Source organism: Marivita sp. (assembly GCF_965656765.1).
GTDB lineage: Bacteria > Pseudomonadota > Alphaproteobacteria > Rhodobacterales > Rhodobacteraceae > Marivita.
The window spans coordinates 16,619-31,894 of sequence record NZ_CBFHLV010000022.1 but is presented as its reverse complement, the minus strand read 5'-3'; the positions used below and the strand labels follow the sequence as shown (position 1 = coordinate 31,894).

The 15,276-nt window shown below is 59.0% G+C and carries 15 protein-coding genes and 1 riboswitch; of the genes, 12 read left to right on the top strand and 3 right to left on the bottom strand.

Annotation, left to right across the window (positions count from 1 at the left end; genetic code table 11):
• Positions 1-142: 142 nt before the first annotated feature.
• The 9 genes from ACTG4M_RS08425 to rpsA all read left to right on the top strand — a co-directional run bounded on the left by ACTG4M_RS08425 (position 143) and on the right by rpsA (position 9,567).
• A complete protein-coding gene (locus ACTG4M_RS08425) occupies positions 143-922 on the top strand; it encodes a hemolysin family protein (RefSeq protein ID WP_439123220.1) in 780 nt (259 codons plus the stop codon).
• Between the two features lie 4 nt (positions 923-926).
• Positions 927-2,414, top strand: coding sequence for an apolipoprotein N-acyltransferase (gene lnt / locus ACTG4M_RS08420; protein ID WP_439123206.1), 1,488 nt, complete (start codon positions 927-929; stop codon positions 2,412-2,414).
• Between the two features lie 12 nt (positions 2,415-2,426).
• Positions 2,427-2,474: riboswitch (SAM-SAH riboswitch) on the top strand.
• A gap of 3 nt (positions 2,475-2,477) precedes the next feature.
• Positions 2,478-3,659: a methionine adenosyltransferase gene (gene metK / locus ACTG4M_RS08415; protein WP_439123205.1), complete on the top strand. Its 1,182-nt coding sequence runs from the start codon at positions 2,478-2,480 to the stop codon at positions 3,657-3,659.
• Between the two features lie 115 nt (positions 3,660-3,774).
• Positions 3,775-4,518, top strand: coding sequence for a dienelactone hydrolase family protein (locus ACTG4M_RS08410; protein WP_439123204.1), 744 nt, complete (start codon positions 3,775-3,777; stop codon positions 4,516-4,518).
• On the top strand, positions 4,515-5,057 hold the full coding sequence (locus ACTG4M_RS08405) for a histidine phosphatase family protein (protein ID WP_439123203.1): 543 nt from the start codon (positions 4,515-4,517) through the stop codon (positions 5,055-5,057). Before ACTG4M_RS08410 ends, ACTG4M_RS08405 begins: the two co-directional genes overlap by 4 nt.
• Positions 5,058-5,126: 69 nt before the next feature.
• On the top strand, positions 5,127-5,843 hold the full coding sequence (gene trmB / locus ACTG4M_RS08400; protein WP_439123202.1) for a tRNA (guanine(46)-N(7))-methyltransferase TrmB: 717 nt from the start codon (positions 5,127-5,129) through the stop codon (positions 5,841-5,843).
• Positions 5,840-6,454 (top strand): (d)CMP kinase, encoded by a 615-nt coding sequence (cmk, locus tag ACTG4M_RS08395; RefSeq protein ID WP_439123201.1) that lies wholly within the window; start codon positions 5,840-5,842, stop codon positions 6,452-6,454. Before trmB ends, cmk begins: the two co-directional genes overlap by 4 nt.
• Before the next feature lie 102 nt (positions 6,455-6,556).
• Positions 6,557-7,654 (top strand): Hint domain-containing protein, encoded by a 1,098-nt coding sequence (locus tag ACTG4M_RS08390; protein ID WP_439123200.1) that lies wholly within the window; start codon positions 6,557-6,559, stop codon positions 7,652-7,654.
• Between the two features lie 227 nt (positions 7,655-7,881).
• On the top strand, positions 7,882-9,567 hold the full coding sequence (gene rpsA, locus ACTG4M_RS08385; RefSeq protein ID WP_439123199.1) for a 30S ribosomal protein S1: 1,686 nt from the start codon (positions 7,882-7,884) through the stop codon (positions 9,565-9,567).
• A gap of 184 nt (positions 9,568-9,751) precedes the next feature.
• Here the strand turns inward: rpsA and ACTG4M_RS08380 are convergent, their stop codons facing one another.
• From ACTG4M_RS08380 to ACTG4M_RS08370, 3 genes are all read right to left on the bottom strand, one after another.
• Complete coding sequence (locus tag ACTG4M_RS08380) at positions 9,752-10,591, bottom strand: 3-keto-5-aminohexanoate cleavage protein (RefSeq protein ID WP_439123198.1); 840 nt, start codon at positions 10,589-10,591, stop codon at positions 9,752-9,754.
• 75 nt (positions 10,592-10,666) lie between these two features.
• Complete coding sequence (locus tag ACTG4M_RS08375) at positions 10,667-11,509, bottom strand: sugar phosphate isomerase/epimerase family protein (protein WP_439123197.1); 843 nt, start codon at positions 11,507-11,509, stop codon at positions 10,667-10,669.
• A complete protein-coding gene (locus ACTG4M_RS08370; RefSeq protein WP_439123196.1) occupies positions 11,506-12,489 on the bottom strand; it encodes a fatty acid desaturase in 984 nt (327 codons plus the stop codon). Before ACTG4M_RS08370 ends, ACTG4M_RS08375 begins: the two co-directional genes overlap by 4 nt.
• A 204-nt stretch (positions 12,490-12,693) precedes the next feature.
• Between ACTG4M_RS08370 and ACTG4M_RS08365 the strand changes: the two genes are divergently transcribed.
• The 3 genes from ACTG4M_RS08365 (at position 12,694) to ACTG4M_RS08355 (ending at position 15,276) form a co-directional block, all read left to right on the top strand.
• Positions 12,694-13,824 carry a lytic murein transglycosylase gene (locus ACTG4M_RS08365; RefSeq protein WP_439123195.1) on the top strand — a complete coding sequence of 377 codons (1,131 nt, stop codon included), beginning with the start codon at positions 12,694-12,696 and terminating at the stop codon, positions 13,822-13,824.
• 64 nt (positions 13,825-13,888) lie between these two features.
• Positions 13,889-14,278 (top strand): hypothetical protein, encoded by a 390-nt coding sequence (locus ACTG4M_RS08360; RefSeq protein WP_439123194.1) that lies wholly within the window; start codon positions 13,889-13,891, stop codon positions 14,276-14,278.
• Positions 14,279-14,451: 173 nt separating this feature from the next.
• Positions 14,452-15,276, top strand: a complete 825-nt coding sequence (locus ACTG4M_RS08355) for an urease accessory protein UreD (protein WP_439123193.1) — start codon at positions 14,452-14,454, stop codon at positions 15,274-15,276.

Here is a 15,276-nt window from a genome sequence, read left to right as displayed (position 1 = left end):
CGACTCGTCTAACGCAGCGCAAAGCGCGCGTGAGATGAATGAAAATCAACCGGAACGTGGCGTACTCGCACGTTTGCGCAGCTTTTTTGGCGGAATGTCGGACGATGCCGGCAATTCGCCTGAGCCCACGGTCGCCCGATCAATGTCTCCAATCGATGGCATGATGAACCTTCGCCGCATGCGCGTCGAAGATGTGGCCGTTCCTCGCGCCGACATTGTGTCGGTGTCGGACACCATTACGCTGCCAGAGCTGGTTGATGTTCTGCGTGAAAGCGGCCTGACCCGCTTGCCGGTTTATAATGGCACGCTGGACACGCCCGTCGGAATGGCGCACCTCAAGGATCTCGCGCTCAAACATGGCTTCAACGGCAAGAGCAGCGATTTTGATCTGAAGAAGATGCTGCGCCCTTTGCTGTTCGTGCCACCCTCCATGCCTATCGGAGTCCTGTTGGCCAAGATGCAGACCGAACGTCGACACATGGCCTTGGTGATTGACGAATACGGTGGCGTTGACGGTCTGGTGACCATCGAAGATCTGATCGAACAGGTCATCGGCGAAATTGAAGATGAACACGATCTTGACGAAGGCACCAATTTCTCGCGTGAAAACCCGGGCGTCTACATGGCTTTTGCCCGCACGCCGCTCGAAGAATTCGAAGCCGAGATCGGTTTGAACCTTACAGATCACGATGACATCGATGGTGAGGAAATCGACACTCTTGGTGGTCTGGTCTTCATGTTGGCCGGCCATGTCCCGGCCCGTGGCGAAGTTGTTCCGCATCCCGAAGGTCCAGAATTCGAAGTGATCGATGCCGACCCTCGCCGCATCAAACGAATGCGCGTACGCCTAAGTACAACCGCCAAAGGCGATAATGCCCGCGCCCGCGAGGCTGTTGAGTCGGCCACGGCGACCTCTGCCTGATCGCATGGGCCTGACCCGCCGATTTGTGGCGCTGGGCCTGGGCGCTTGTTTCGCTCTGGGCCAGCCTCCGTTCGATCTATGGTGGGTTGCTGCGCCAGCGCTTGTGGCGCTGTTCTACATTACCCGCTGGGACACCACATCAAAATCTACAGGCTGGACGGGTTGGTTGTTCGGACTGGGGTATTTCGCGCTTTCACTGCATTGGATCCTTGAGCCGTTTCAAGTTGATGCAGCCGCAACCGGCTGGATGGCGCCTTTCGCGTTGGTTGGATTGGCTGCCGGATTGGCCCTCATCTGGGCTTTGGCGTTTTGGGGTGGTCGCCGGATGGCTGCTGGACCTTTCGCCATCGCACTGTGCTGGGCGACGGTTGAACTGGCGCGCGCCTATGCGCTGACAGGGTTCCCCTGGGGGCTGGTCGGCTATGTCTGGGCACCCACACCGGTGGCGCAATGGCAGGCTGTGCTTGGGCCGCACGGGCTGACGTTTGTTACCGTAGTGATCTCGGCTTTAGTCGGGCAGGGGCTGGCACAGCGGTCATTGTTCCGCACCATTGGCGGCACCTTGGTGGCTGCGGCGCTTTGGATCACGGGCATCGCCATCACTCCCTCTGCCCAAGACCTGAGCGGGAGACCAACAGCGCGCCTGATCCAGCCCAACGCGCCACAACACCAGAAATGGGATCGTGATTTCATCCCGATCTTCTTTAATCGACAGGTGGATTTCACCGCGCAATTGCCCAAACCCGATCTCATCGTCTGGCCGGAAACCGCAGTTCCGAACCTGCTCAATGATGCTGCGCCTGCATTCGAGGTCATTGCAGACGCGGCCGTAGGCACTCCGGTGGTTCTGGGCATTCAGCGAGAAGAGCAGGGACGCTACTACAACTCGCTCGTCACCCTCGACGGCGCAGGTCAGGTTGCAGACCGGTATGACAAACACCACCTCGTGCCGTTCGGGGAATACATGCCCGCAGCCTCGCTCTTTGCGCGGTTCAATATCCTTGGGCTCGCAGCGCGGGCCGAGGTGGGCTATTCGGCGGGGCCCGGCCCGGCATTGATCGACCTTGGTGTGTTCGGTCAGGCGTTGCCACTAATCTGCTACGAGGCGGTTTTTCCACAGGATGTGAACGGCGCGCCAAGACGCCCGGATATCCTCCTGCAGATCACCAACGATGCCTGGTTCGGCACCCGCGCCGGTCCGCAACAACATTTGTCCCAAGCCCGTCTGCGCGCCATCGAACAGGGGCTGCCAATGATCCGCGTGGCCAATACTGGCATCTCGGCGGTGATTGATCCAGCAGGCCGTATCGTGGACTCTCTGCCTTTGGGCCGGGCTGGCTTCATCGACGTACCTGTGCCTGCCCCCCTTGCGGCGACGCCTTACAGTCGCACGGGAGATTGGCTGGCCGTATTGGCGCTGATCGTGGCATTTGCGGCGCTGTGGTTCGGCAAACGTCAAAGACCCATTGACCCCGACCAGCCAGCGGCGTAACGCAAATCATCATTCCCGTCACAACGGCTTCCTGACGTGACGGCAGACCCCAATGGAGCACTCATGTCCCGACAGAATTATATCTTCACCTCGGAATCCGTGTCCGAGGGCCACCCGGATAAGGTCTGTGACCGTATCTCGGACGCGATCCTTGATGCGTTTCTCAGCGAAGAACCCGAAGCACGGGTGGCTTGCGAAACCTTCGCCACAACCAACCGTGTCGTTATCGGTGGAGAGGTGGGGCTGTCGGACCAGACCCGCTTGCAAACCTACATGGACAGCATTCCCGACATCGCCCGCGCCTGTATCAGGGATATCGGCTACGAGCAGGACAAATTCCATCACGCAACCTGCGAGATCACCAACTTGCTGCACCAGCAGTCCGCGCATATCGCCCAAGGTGTGAATGCGTCCGGCAACAAGGACGAGGGTGCTGGCGATCAGGGCATCATGTTCGGCTATGCGACAAATGAAACCGACGCGCTGATGCCCGCGCCGATCCAGTTCAGCCATGCCATTCTCAAGCGGCTGGCCGAGGTGCGCAAGTCCGGCGCCGAACCTTTGTTGCGCCCTGATGCCAAATCACAGATCTCGGTGCGCTATGAGAATGGCAAGCCGATGGGCGTGACGTCGATTGTTCTGTCCACGCAACACGCCGACGAAAGCCAAAGCTCTGCCGATATCCGCGCGATTGTTGAGCCGTATATCCGCGAAGTCCTGCCTGAAGGCTGGATCACTGGCGACACCGAATGGTGGGTCAACCCGACCGGCACTTTCGTGATCGGTGGGCCGGACGGTGATGCAGGCCTCACAGGCCGCAAGATCATCGTCGATACCTACGGCGGGGCAGCCCCGCATGGCGGCGGCGCTTTCTCGGGCAAAGACCCGACCAAGGTGGACCGCTCTGCTGCGTATGCCGCGCGCTACCTTGCCAAGAACGTCGTGGCCGCGGGCATGGCAGAACGCTGCACGATCCAGCTTTCATACGCCATCGGCGTGTCCAAGCCGCTGTCGATCTATGCCGACACACATGGCACAGGCGATGTCGAGGCCGCCGCTATTGAGGCTGCAATTCCCAAGGTGATGGACCTCACCCCGCGTGGCATCCGCACCCATCTGGAACTGAACAAGCCGATTTACGAACGCACCGCGGCCTACGGGCATTTTGGGCGTGAACCCGAAGCGGATGGCGGCTTCAGCTGGGAACGCACTGATCTGGTGGACGCGCTCAAGTCGTCTGTTTGATGTAAATACCATAGGGTTGGGCATCGCTGCCCGACCCGCTCTCTGGTATCTCTGGCCTTTTCTTTTGCGTATCGGCGCTATGCTTCATAGCGTCCGAGACCAAAAGGAGATCGTCATGATCCGAGCAAGTCTGGCTGCACTGGCGCTGACCGCGACCGCCGCCCAAGCTGAAATTTCCGCCGATTATCACCGCTATACCGTGGGAGACCGCGAATACGAAGGCTATGTCGCGACCAACACAGCGATTGAACCCAAAGGGACGGTCCTGATCGTCCATGACTGGGACGGCATGACCGATTACGAGGAACGCCGTGCCGAAATGCTGGCGGCGTTGGGCTATACCGCCTTTGCCATCGATGTGTACGGCGCAGACGAAGACCCGCAAGGCATGGATGAATATCGTGCTTTGTCCGGCGCGATGTATGGCGACCGCGATGAATTCCGCATGCGCTTGATGGGTGCCATCGAAGAAGCCTCCAATATCGCTGGCGCAACCGACAGCCATGTGATGATGGGCTACTGCTTTGGCGGTGCTGCCGTTCTCGAAGCGGCCCGGGCCGGGGCTGATCTTGATGGGTTTGTCAGCTTCCATGGCGGTTTGGGTACGCCCGACGGTCAGGATTATTCTGCCACGACCGCGCCGATCATGCTTTTCCACGGTTCGGCTGACCCGGTCTCAGGCATGGGTGATTTGGCGTCACTGCTTGATCAACTCCAAGAGGCAGGGGTCACCCACGGTGCTGAAGTGTTCGGCGGCGCGCGCCATAGCTTCACCGTCTACGGATCGCGCGACTATGATCTGGTTGCTGATCAAGGCAGTTGGGACGGCCTGCAAGAATTTCTAGACGAACAGCTATGATCCACCGTTTGATCGTGATCCTCGGCCTGCTTTGGCCGGGGATGTTGCTGGCCAACGATTGGGATGCGCTGGAAACCCCCGGCGCGTTTACCATAATGCGCCATGCTTTGGCGCCCGGAACCGGTGACCCGGCGAACCTGACAGTTGGCGATTGCAGTACGCAACGCAACCTTGATGATAGGGGCCGCGATCAGGCCCACCGCATCGGTGCGGCCTTCCGCGATCGGGGGCACAAGTTCGATGTGGTACTCAGCAGCCAATGGTGCCGCTGCCATGAAACGGCAGAACTGCTTGCCATTGGCCCGGTTCAAGACGAACCCGCGTTCAATTCGTTCTTTCAGGATTTCTCGACTCGTGACAGCCAGACTGCAAACGCGCTAGACCTGCTGAACGGGCGAACTGACCGACCATTTGTTGTGACCCATCAGGTCAACATCCGCGCTTTGACGGGCCAAACGACACGATCTGGCGAAGTCTTGGTTGTTCGTCATGCCGGAGACCGGCTTGAGGTGCTTGGGTCGATTTTGATCGATCCCTGAGTATATTGTGCCGACAAAAGCGACCGACCTCCGTTGCGGGGCAATGCCGCAATCGCTAAACCGCGCGCCATGACAGATACCAAACACCCCTCCGGTGCGCCGTGGCGCAACTTTTATGGCCGCTTCAAGGGCAAGACCCTGCGTCCCAGCCAGAAAGATTATCTGGAAAGCGACCTTGATGCGCTAAGCCCAGGCGCAGTGTCGTGGGAGGAAAACCCAGACCGTACGCCGCTTGACCTAAAGGCGGTGTTTGGGGACAAACCTGTTTGGCTTGAGATCGGGTTCGGCGGCGGTGAACATTTGGTTCATCAGGCGCAGACCTATCCAGATGTAGGGATCATTGGCTGTGAGCCGTTCATCAATGGTGTCGCGATGCTTTTGGGCAAGGTCCGCGATTCTGGCGTAACCAATCTTCGCGTTCATCCCGGTGACGCGCGCGATATGTTTGATGTCTTGCCGGCAGGATCGGTGGAAAAGGCGTTTCTTCTCTATCCCGACCCTTGGCCCAAAAAGCGCCATCATCGCCGTCGCTTTGTGACGCAAGAACATCTTGAACCGCTCTACACAGTGCTCGCGCCGGGGGCTGAATTTCGTGTTGCGACAGACATTCCCGACTACGTGCGCCAAACCTTGATCGAAGTCCCGAAAGCGGGATTCCAGTGGCTGGCCGAACGTCCCGGAGATTGGCGTCACCCGTGGGATGATTGGTATTCAACCCGATACGAGATGAAGGCGCTGCGGGAAAAGCGGATGCCGCATTATATGACCTTTCGGAAACCGACATGATGTCCCCGTTTACAGTCGCCATTGATGGCCCCGCCGCTGCGGGCAAAGGCACGATCAGCAAAGAGGTTGCCGTGCATTTCGATCTGGCGCATCTTGATACCGGCCTGCTATACCGCGCCGTCGGAGCCCGAATGTTGCGCGGCGAAGACCCGACGGCAGCGGCGCAAACGCTTGTTGCTTCAGACCTCGAAAACCCGGAACTGCGCACCGCCGATGTCGCTCAGGCTGCGTCCAAAGTCGCGGTGATCCCAGAGGTGCGTGCCGCCTTGTTGAATTTTCAGCGCGCATTTGCCCGGCGCTCGGGCGGGGCGGTTCTGGACGGGCGGGATATCGGCACAGTGATCTGCCCGCGCGCCGAGGTGAAGCTGTTCGTGACCGCAAGCGCTGAAGTGCGTGCCCAACGACGGCTCTCCGAATTGCAAGAGCGTGGTTTTGACACTGATCTCGAAACCGTGCTGGCGGACGTCAAAGCCCGTGACGACCGCGACATGACCCGCGCTGATGCACCGCTGCGTCCGGCGGGTGATGCGGTGACGATCGACACCTCGGAACTCAGCATTGGCGAAGCCGTAGCACAGGCCATCGCTGCCGTTAAAGTGCGGTGTGACTGACCCGGCGCAGGTCAGCCGAACTAAAACTGTTCTTTCGTTTGCCGTTACGCTCCAGACCTTCGGGCACGGAGCGATCACGTCGCGCGACTTCGGAGAACACCTTTGGCTGACCTTATCTACATCGGCATCCGACCTTCGATGGATACGTTCGAAAGCAATGCTACAAATGAACAGCCTGGCGCCATGTACGGCACCTATCAGGCCACTGCGATGCAGGTTGTCAGCGTGGCGATGTCGGACAATTTCACTTCAGGTTCCACGAACAGCGATGATTTCGGTGCCACACCGGATACCTTCACGTACAATCTGGGATCGGGAACCATCACCAGTGGACTTGATGGTGAAGCGCGTTTTTCAGGGACGGTGATCACCGCGGGATCGACCACACCCCAGCCTATGACATTCAGTGTCTATCAGTTGCAGAACGGGGCGACCTTCGTTCGTTTGCCTGACGGATATAATATCAACCAACTGACCATCTCTTCGATGGTAGCGGATGGCTATGTCAGTATTACTACCAATGCATCCAGCACATCGACCGTGGTCTGTTTTGTCAAAGGCACCTGGATAGAAACGCCGTCGGGTCGCCGCCGGATCGAAGACATATCGGCGGGCGACCTTGTCCTGACTGAGGATCGGGGGCCTCAGCGAGTTGTCCGGAACGATCATTGGTCGGTCGTTGCAACCAGCCGAACTGCCCCCGTGCACATTGCTTCGGGTGCATTGGGCGCAGGCCTGCCTTTTGCGCCTTTGCGGCTTTCTCGCCAACACCGCGTCTACATGACCTCGCCGGTGGCGCGGCGGATGTTTGATTCTCCGGGCGCACTTGTTGCGGCGCACCATCTGATCGGGCTGCCCGGCATAGCGCTTGAACCCGAAGGTCAGGTGATAACCTACCACCACATCCTCTGCCGAAACCACGAACTCATCCGGGCCAATGGGGTGCGTGCAGAGACGCTACTCAATGCAGAGGTCAGCAGACGTGCGGCCCCCGAAGTTCTAGGATCATCTGCGGCAATAGCACTTTCCCGCGAACCAGTGCGTCCTTTGCTCTCTGCCAAGAAGCAGCGCCGCTATGTTGCCCGTGTTTCGGCCAGGGCGTCTCGCAAAGCAAACGCAACCGCCACTAGTGCGGGCCTCCAGGGCAGTTTATTTCCGCACAGATTGGCTGGCAGCCCCGCGCCGATCCAGCCCTGCTAATCGCATGAGCCCTTGCCAGTTGGCGCTTGCTCTGCTAATCGGCGCGCGTCGCTAAAAGGCAAACAATGCCGCGAACGAAGATCGAGCAGGGGTCGGCAACCACCGGCCCTCTTTGTTTTGCGGAGGCCTTGACCAATTCCGTTCGCCACAAGTGCGGGCACCAACCCCAGACCGGCGGAGACAACCGCGCGGCCAGATAAATGATACGTAAAGGAAACTGACGCCACATGGCTATGAACGCATCTATGGAAGAATTCGAAGCGCTTTTGAACGAAAGCCTCGAAATGGACACACCGGACGAAGGGTCCGTTGTCAAAGGCAAGGTTATCGCAATTGAAGCGGGCCAAGCCATCATCGACGTAGGCTACAAGATGGAAGGCCGCGTTGATCTTAAAGAATTTGCAAACCCCGGCGAAGCGCCCGACCTGTCTGTCGGCGATGAAGTCGAGGTGTTTCTGCGCTCTGCAGAAAACGCGCGCGGCGAAGCGGTCATCTCCCGCGAAATGGCGCGCCGTGAAGAAGCATGGGATCGTCTCGAGAAGGCTTATGCCGACGACGCCCGCGTCGAAGGCGCGATCTTTGGCCGTGTCAAAGGTGGCTTCACTGTCGACCTCGGCGGCGCAGTTGCGTTCCTTCCCGGCTCGCAGGTTGATGTTCGCCCCGTACGCGACGCTGGCCCGCTTATGGGTCTTAAGCAGCCGTTCCAGATTCTCAAGATGGACCGTCGTCGTGGCAACATCGTTGTGTCCCGCCGTGCGATCCTCGAAGAGAGCCGCGCCGAACAGCGCGCGGAAGTCATCGGCAACCTCACCGAAGGTCAGGCAGTCGATGGTGTGGTCAAGAACATCACCGAATACGGTGCGTTCGTGGACCTTGGTGGAGTAGACGGCTTGCTGCACGTGACAGACATGGCATGGCGCCGTGTGAACCACCCGTCCGAAATCCTCGCGATTGGCGAGACGGTCAAGGTTCAGGTCATCAAGATCAACAAAGAAACCCACCGCATCAGCCTCGGCATGAAGCAGCTGCAGGAAGATCCGTGGGATCTGGTTGCTGCCAAGTATCCGCTGGAATCCGTGCATATGGGCCGCGTGACCAATATCACCGACTACGGCGCATTTGTTGAACTTGAGCCGGGTGTCGAAGGTCTGGTCCACGTGTCTGAGATGTCCTGGACCAAGAAGAACGTTCATCCGGGCAAGATCGTGTCGACCTCGCAAGAAGTCGAAGTCATGGTTCTGGAAATCGACGGTGCCAAGCGCCGCGTTTCCTTGGGTCTCAAGCAGACCATGCGCAACCCGTGGGAAGTGTTTGCAGAATCACACCCCGAGGGCACCGAGGTCGAAGGCGAAGTCAAGAACATCACCGAATTCGGTCTGTTTGTTGGCCTCGACGGCGACATCGACGGCATGGTTCACCTTTCGGACCTGTCGTGGGACGAACGTGGCGAAGACGCGATCCAGAACTACCGCAAGGGCGACATGGTTCAGGCCGTTGTCACCGAAGTGGATGTCGAGAAAGAGCGTATCTCGCTTTCCGTCAAAGCGCTGGGTGGTGACAAGTTCGCCGAGGCCGTTGGTGGCACCAAGCGTGGTTCCGTGATCACCGTTCAGGTTACTGCCATCGAAGAAGGCGGGATCGAAGTGGAATTCGAGGGCATGAAGTCCTTCATCCGCCGCTCCGACCTGTCACGTGACCGTTCCGACCAGCGCCCAGAGCGCTTCAATGTCGGTGACAAGGTCGATGTGCGCGTGACCAACGTGGACAGCAAGACCCGTCGTCTGGGTCTGTCGATCAAGGCGCTGGAAATCGCGGAAGAGAAGGAAGCAGTTCAGCAGTACGGTTCGTCCGACTCTGGTGCATCGCTCGGCGACATCTTGGGTGCCGCACTCAAGACCGGCGACGACGACTGATCGTTTCGATTTAGTAAGACATTTGGAACCCCCGCATCACAGGATGCGGGGGTTTCTTTTTTGCCAAGTGCATGATGCGTTAACGCATCACGTGTTTCCGTTAACGGAAACAGGGGGCTCTGCCCCCGTCCGCCGATGGCGGACTCCCCCGCGGTATTTTTGAACCAGAGAAGCTGAGGGACGTTTAAGCTGCAACCTTGCGCAGTCCTAGCATCTCACGGGCTTGTTGCCAGGTCGCGACGGGGCGGTCATGCTTTTCACAGATATCGACGACACGTTTGACCAAGGCTGCATTTGACGGGGCGAGGGTGGTGCGATCAAGACGAATGTTGTCTTCCAGCCCGGTGCGGGCATGGCCCCCGGACGAAATCGCCCATTCATTTAGAACGATCTGGTTCGGTCCGATCCCAGCAGCGCACCACGGCGTGTCGTCGCCAAACAAGCGCTTGACCGTGTGAATGTAGAAATCGAACACGTCGCGGTCGACCGGCATCGCGTTTTTCACACCCATGACGAACTGCACATAGGGGCTGTCCGTAATCTCGCCTGATTTGAACATCGCGGCTGCGCGAAAGATGTGGGACAAGTCGAACGCCTCAATCTCGGGTTTGATGTCATAGCTGCGCATTTCCGACGCCAGCCAAGCCACCAGATCAGGTGGGTTTTCGTAAACGCGGGTCGGGAAATTGTTCGATCCAACCGATAGGGAGGCCATATCTGGCCGGAGGGGCAGCATTCCACCTCGTGTCTTGCCAGCCCCCGAACGCCCACCCGTGGACAGCTGTATGATCATCCCCGGGCAGTGCTTTTCTACACCCTCTTTGAGCTGTGCAAAGCGATCGGGGTCTGAGGATGGTGTCTCATCGTCGTTGCGCACATGGGCGTGCATTATCGTGGCACCCGCCTCGAATGCCTCGTGGGTGCTTTCGATCTGTTCCGAGACCCTGGTGGGCACAGCGGGGTTATCGGCTTTGGTTGGCAGCGATCCGGTGATGGCAACGCAAATGATGCAAGGCGTGGTCATGGGATGTGGATGTCCTGAAATGTCGGTGGCGCGCAGTTTGGCATGAAAAGCAGGCGTGTCAAACTTGTTCAGCGCTCAGGTGTCGCCGCCCAGATCATCCCAAATCTCGCGCACCCATTGCTGGATCAATTGCGCTTCGCGCCAGCGGTTCGACATCTCGCGCTCGTCGGGGCCAGTCATGGCATATTCCGGTGGGCCGAGTTCGCAGACGAAGATACAATCACCCGACGCATTGCGCGCGCGCCAATCGGCCATCCCTTCGCGCCACCAGCCCTTGAACAGATCAACCCATTTCTGGTGCTGTGGGAAATCCAGTTGCAGCTGGATCTGCTGGCGGCTTGCCACCCGCCCCTGAAAGCTGTCTGACTGTTGTAGAACGCGGCTGATCAGCCCAAGGTCGTGATCCGACAGGGGCAACCAGAATTCCCGATCGACCACGTAATGCGACAGGTCTGCACAGATGCGCATCTCCGGGATGCGGTCCAACAATTGCAGCGTCGTATAAAGATCGTTGGTGATGCAGTTGCGGTGGGTTTCAAACTGGATCGGCATGCCGATGCGGTTGGATATCGCCATCCATGTCTCGATTACCGGGACCATGTCATCCAAGGCAATCGGCATCACCTGACCGATCACATCGACAAACGGTGCGCCAAAATCCACCGCCATGTGCAGCGTGTCCTCAAGGCTTTCAATTGTTTTCGGGAACGCCACGATCAGTGGCGTAAGGCCAGTGGCCTCCATATGCGGGCGCACCGCGTGGGCGACGGCGACATCCGACGCACCCAGATCAATCGCCATCCCGTCAAACCCGGCCCCGGCGACCATGTCGCAGACTTGATCATAGGGTAGTTTCACACCAGTCTGGTCATGCGGCTGCATCGCCCAGAGCGACGTGTAGACCTGAAGCCGCCTCACTCGGCAGGCACGCGGCGTGTACGGCCACCTGCAGTGGGCACGATCCAAACTTCGTTCATCGGGTATTGGCTTTCATCCTTGGCGGTCAGTTTGCGGATCACTTCAATCTGGAACTCGATCCAACCCATGCGGTGGACCTCACCTGCTTTGTCTTCGATTTTGTCGTTCAATTCACGCAGCTTCCAAAAGGGAACAGCGGGAAACGTGTGATGCGCGGTGTGATAGGGCATTTGCCAGCAAAGCCACCGAAAGAACGCATTGGTGCGGGTCGACCGGGTGTTCTCCAGAATGTCATTTTCGTGGCTGAGACCCAGATGTTCGATGGTGTTCTGCAGCTGGTGCACCGGCTTGGTCAGGATCATCGGGAGCAGCCAAAAGGTGAGCGCAGCCCAGCTGCCGGTGATCAACGACACCAGCGCGATCATTGCATAAAGCCCCAGGTGTATGCGGCTTTCGCGGATCACCTTGGCCTCTTCCTCGGGGCGGATGAACGGCTCAACGATCACGCCGCGTGCGCGACGGATCACACCGAACACCCGGTTGCGCCAATAGGTAACCCCCGACAGCCAAAGCAAGTAGGTCGTCAGCGTATAGGGTTCGCGGACCAACTCGCCGTCGCGTTCCCAATCCTGGGTGTACTGATGGTGGGCAAAGTGCATGATCTGGTCGAAATCGCGCGGAAACACTTGGATAAAACCGATAATCCGACCGAAAATTTCGTTCAGGCGGCGGGTTTTAAAGACGGTCGCATGGCTGAGTTCATGTTGCGCGGCATAAAGAAAATTGAGCAGCACACCCAGTGCAAAGCCCGTGACCCAGACCCAGCCGGTCCCCATTGCCAAGGCGTGCAGATACCCGACACACAAAATAGCCCCGACATGGCTGGCCATCTGAAGCGCGCCTTGCAGATCAGAGCGTTCAGTGAGGCTGCGCAACTCCGTCGGGCTCAGCAATTTACGGCGTGAGAAACTGGCGTCCATTGGTCCCTCCTGAATTCTTTGCGATAGCCTGGCTGGGTTTGATGCAAAAGAAAAGGGATCTGAGATGCATCTGGCATCCCCGCGCTGGCAATTGCCCGTTTTGCGCGCATCCGCCGATATCCAAACGAATTGCGTTGCGCCATTGTGTGCAAAGCAACTTGGCCGCACAATGCAAAGAAAACGCATCCAGAGGTGAGCAGACCGATGCAGATCAATCGACGACTTTTTGGGCTCGGGCTTGCGAGCTTTGGCCTGACCGCCTGTTCGGGCGCGGCACCCAGCCGTGTCTCGACAAACGCACCGACGGGGTTGCCCGCCGATCTGCGCCCTGTGCCCAACAGCGCTTACGACGCTTGGGTCGCGTCTTTGCGGGGCCGGGCGTCTGCGCAAGGGATTTCGCAGACCACATTGGCAGCGGCGTTTCGCGGCACCGGGTATTTGCCCGGTGTGGTCACGCGTGACCGAAACCAGACCGAGTTCAGCCGCAGCCTAGAAGACTATCTGTCCATCGCTACATCGGATGAGCGGGTGCAAAAGGGCCGCGCGGCCTTTGCACGGCATCGCGGGACGCTCAATGCGTTGCAGGATCGTTACGGCGTTGATGCGCGGATCATCACCGCAATTTGGGGGCTCGAGAGTTTTTACGGCGAACGGCGCGGGCAGGTGCCGGTGATCTCGGCGACGTCGACATTGGCCTTTGATGGGCGCCGCGGCCGGTTCTTTGAACAGCAATTGATTGCAGCGCTCAAAATCCTGCAGAACGGCGATATACCGGCGTCGCAAATGACTGGTAGCTGGGCGGGTGCCATGGGTCACACGCAGTTTATCCCGACCTCGTATTTGCAATTCGCCGTAGACTACACCGGCGACGGGCGGCGCGACATCTGGTCGGACGACCCAAGCGATGCGCTTGCGTCTGCGGCGGCCTATTTGCAGCGCAATGGCTGGACGCGCGGCCAAAGCTGGGGGAGCGAGTCGCCCCAAGGGTCACTTCAGCCGCAACCGGGCGGGCCACGTTTTGCTACAACCAGCAATTTCCGGGTGATCAAGCGCTATAACAATTCTGACGCCTATGCGATTGGTGTGGGCCATCTGGCTGACCGGATCGGTGGCGCAGGCCCATTGCGTGCCAGCTTTCCGCCAGATGCAAACGGGCTGACCAAGGCAGATCGCATCACGCTGCAACAACGGCTGACCGCACGGGGGTTCGACACCCAAGGTGCGGATGGCGTGATTGGGTCGAACACTGAAAGCGCCATTCGCGCCTATCAAGCCAGCCGGGGGATGCCCGCGACAGGAACGCCATCGCAAGCCTTGTTGCAAAGTCTTCGATAGCGGCGTGGTCCGTGTGTTCAGGTGGTTGCGCAACACGGTCGTGCTGATGTGGTTGTGTGGCGCTTTGGCAGTCAGCACTCTGGCCTTGGGGGTGCAAGCCTTCACACTGTCGGCACAGGTCGCCACCGCAACGGCAAGTGCGTCAGCGGCGGCTCTCCGGCATCGCAAAGAACTTGCCAAAGCAGTGACCAAAGCCAAGGCCAAGGCGCGGCTGCGGCGTATTTTGGTTGCAGTCCCTGTTGTGGGAACAGGCGTTGCGGTGGCGTTTGAGGCTCAGGATTTCCATGACTGGCAGCTGGATAACCCAGAAGGCACATTTGCGGACTATTCCTGCGAGGTGGCTGAACTGAGCGCCGAAGTGGTGGATGAGGTGTTGCAAGACTTGCCTCAAGGCGTCCGCCCGTCGCGTGATCTGGTGCTGCGCCAACTGCCGGAATGCGAAGCTCCGGCGTAGTTTTGAGTGTTTACGTGGTGATTAATTTACGGGCGGAATCGAAAAAGAAGCGCACTAAATGTGCGTTCTCGTTTGGCGATCGCTTGTTTTGGCCCGGCACAATGCCCGTTTTGACGCTTGCCAACGAAATGCGTTGGAACTCTGCCGCGGCGGATTGTTAGCGTCTTGGCAGAATGACTCACTTAACTGCCCTCACCACCTTGCCGCCCCGGTCCCATGGCAAGCTGCACATCGCCGCCAAAGCGCGGGCAGATGGCGTGTCGGCGCTTGCCGATCTGCACCAGACCGGGTCGGCCAAAATCCTGATGACACCAGCGCGCGACGCCGTCGAAGGGGTGATTTTGAATACTTCGGGTGGTCTGACCGGTGGCGACACGCTGTCCATTGCGGCCACTGCACAAACTGGGGCGCGGCTTCGGCTCACGACCCAAGCGGCCGAACGGGTGTACCGAACCGCTGATGACACCACCGCCCGCGTGCGCAATATGGTGACGGTCGAAGCCGGTGGGCGGATTGATTGGTTGCCGCAGGAAACCATCCTGTTCCAAAACGGTGCGCTCCGGCGGTCTCTGAATATCAAGATGGCGGGTGATGCTCGTGTGCTGGTGGTCGAACCGGTCCTGTTTGGACGCTTGGCGATGGGAGAAGCGGTCACGCAGGCACGCTTTGCTGACAGCCTGACGTTGGAACGCGACGGCGACACCGTTTTCCGCGATGCCAGCACGTTAAAAGGCGATATCACCGCCATCCTCGACAAACCTGCGCTGGGCAATGGCGCACGGGCGATGGCACTTGTGCTCTTTGCCGCGCCCGAGGCCGAGGCGCATCTTGATCCCATCCGCGCGCTGCTACCCGAAACGGCGGGTGTGTCGCTGGTGCAGGATGGCGTGCTTGTTTTACGAGCGCTTGCCTCCGACGGGTTCGAGCTGCGCCGCACCCTGATCCCTGTTCTTGATCGGCTGAGTGGTGACGCCCTGCCGCGATCCTGGAGACTTTGA